Raw genomic sequence first — 2554 nt, forward strand, 5'->3', positions numbered from 1 at the left:
CCTATTAAAAAAATTAATGATTGCTCAAGAAGAAAGTGGGCATGAATTAATCCTTAATGAGGAAATTGAAGAAATTAAAATTCTTTGGGATAAAGATAGGGATAATACTAACTATCGTGAAGACTGCAAAGATAATTTAAAAAATAGAATCATACAGACGAAGAAAATCTGCGCTGATGTTTGAGGCGTTAGTGCTTAGCTGAATAGGTTTTCTGGAGCGTTTTACTGAGACAGGCACTCGTTTTAAGTCATTCTGGTTATTAGCCTGATATTTTTATAACGGAAGTGTTTTTGGTGTGCCTGTCCTTGAGAGCACTCAACTGCCGCTGCACTTGATGTTAGAGCGAACAAGGGTTAGGAGTATAAATTGACATATGCATTAGTAGATAATTCAACTTTGACATCTGTCCAGCGTATTTCTGGAAATGTAATAACAAAATCTAGGGATTCTGTAGATACAGATATCGTAGCTTTAGAGAATTATTTACAAGCAATTCTATTTTATGATCGAATAGTAGCGGTTGACGATTATATTCCTGCTCATAGAAATTCTAGAATATCTTCGTTTCCAAATATTTATTTCTTAAATAAAGACGAATTTAATTTATCTGAAATTGAAGGTCAGGCTAAAGTTAAGGCTGATTCTTTACAGCCAAAAATTCAGGGTGGTTCGTTTGTAAATGAAGACTTCAGAAAATTAATTGAGTTGCTTCAAACTCATATAACTTGCACTTGGGACATTAGTTCAAGCGTATACCATCTTAATTTAAAAAGTTTATCCGATAACCCTAGTGAATTTAATAAATATGGCAATATTGCAGCAGCAATATTTTCGGAACTTGGTGATTCAGTTGAGTTAGGACAAAGAACTAGTGGAAATGTACAACTATTAGATCGCTTTGGGAAACCAATCAGGAAAGGCTATAAAGTTCCAGATGCAAAATGGGGCGATTGCTCAGGTGAGTCTAGTGGAGAAGCTTCAGGTGCAATTAAAGCGTTCGTAGCTTCACTTGTATGGTTAGCTAATAGGTCAATATTTTATTCATTATCTGCAAAATACCTAAAGGCAGACACCTTTTTATACCCTATACGACAAGCTTACCAACAACTCTACATGAGCCAAACTTGTAACTATGGATTTAACTATTCAAAAAATATTGTGGAGCACTTTTCAACAACAGCTTCTGAAGACTTAGTGAACATACATAGTGCAGGTTTGGTTGGTGCAACATCAACATCCTTACCTATGTTTTCAGCTTGGCTAGCTAAAGAAACAGGCGACCCTTCTAAGATTATTGAGTCAGCATATAATATTAGAAATAATCCTGAGTTTGTTGAATCAAGAGAACAGCTTCGTGAAATTAGGCGTTTGTTTGATGAAGCTGAGATCGCATCTGCAAATAAAGCAGTGTTAAAGGTCGTCACTGATTTTAATAAGTCGTCGAATAACCTTCGAGTGAAATACGGGTTGCAAACTCGGCAAGGGGTTCCTGTTACAAAACTTGTCCATGTTTATAATACATATGCAGCAGTTAATGGTTTACCAAAAGCACCCGCTTATAACTTTAAAATTAAACTCCCTGAGTTTTTATATAACTTACAAAAGCCTCGGGGATTTAATGCAGTTTATAGGAACCTAACAAATGATCTATCTACAGTTTGGTCAATGGGGGAGGCTAGGGATATATTAGCTAGTAAAGTTGTACTTGATAAGGAAGCAAGAGTATATGCTCCAAAACAAGAACAACCTAGATATAGCCATGCACACTCTCAATTCAAAAGTCCGATGTAATTCGCTCTAACAAGTCTTTTAAAAGAATCTATTTAGACAGGCATGCCAAAAATATTGGGAGGGGTAGTGTTTACGTCTTTAAAATTAGGCTGGTCAGAACCAGTATTAGTGTGACCTGATTTTCAGCTAATAAACTATTAACATTGTAAGTTAAGTGGGTTTGTATAAATGAGAATTTCAAGAAAATCCGAACCCAATATCTATTATAAAGCAGAAGGTTTTCATATTGCTGCTCAGATTTTAAATAAAGCTAATGAAATGCAACATAGGGGATCTCCATTTATTGTAAATGCCACCTTTGCAATTGAACTTTATCTAAAATGTTTTGATGGGAAAACTGTTTTTAATCGACCATTTGAGTACTGTGAGGGTGTTACCAGATATGAGAATGTAACTAGTGAAGCTAGCAACAGAGGACACGACCTTGGCAAACTATTTAGCCATTTAAATGATGCTAACCGCAAACAAATTAGTAGTGCATTTGAAAAGCGTATAAGTGGAATAACATCAGAAGAATTTTTTGAAAAATACCGTGACCATTTTGTTTTGTGGCGTTATAGTTTTGAGGGTAATGCTACTACTTATTCCCCATCAGAAATATTAGTAATGCTAGAAGTCTTAAAAGAAATCGCATCGCAATATATATAGCCGCTGCTTTGCTGGGACAGGAATCTACTTAGACAGGCATGCAAAAAAGAAAATGACACTAAGTTTTATCGACTATCGTATCGCCACGCCAAAACGCTTTACTGGGACAGGAAT

Annotated in this window: 3 protein-coding genes; all 3 read left to right on the top strand. The window is 35.6% G+C overall.

The genetic code is table 11. The annotated features are described in order from the left end of the window. A partial coding sequence (locus AC438_RS16245) for a hypothetical protein (RefSeq protein ID WP_238376426.1) occupies nucleotides 1-184 on the top strand: 184 nt, incomplete at its 5' end. 183 nt (nucleotides 185-367) lie between these two features. After that, nucleotides 368-1792, top strand: a complete 1425-nt coding sequence (locus AC438_RS16250) for a hypothetical protein (protein WP_053982311.1) — start codon at nucleotides 368-370, stop codon at nucleotides 1790-1792. A gap of 168 nt (nucleotides 1793-1960) precedes the next feature. Beyond that, nucleotides 1961-2440 (top strand): hypothetical protein, encoded by a 480-nt coding sequence (locus AC438_RS16255; protein ID WP_053982312.1) that lies wholly within the window; start codon nucleotides 1961-1963, stop codon nucleotides 2438-2440. The last annotated feature ends 114 nt before the right edge of the window (nucleotides 2441-2554 follow it).

The sequence above is a fragment of the Marinagarivorans algicola genome (genome assembly GCF_001292705.1).
Taxonomy (GTDB): domain Bacteria; phylum Pseudomonadota; class Gammaproteobacteria; order Pseudomonadales; family Cellvibrionaceae; genus Marinagarivorans; species Marinagarivorans algicola.

Coding starts and splice junctions, on each gene's coding strand:
- AC438_RS16255 (WP_053982312.1), top strand. CDS start 1,961: ATGAGAATTTCAAGAAAATCCGAACCCAATATCTATTATAAAGCAGAA.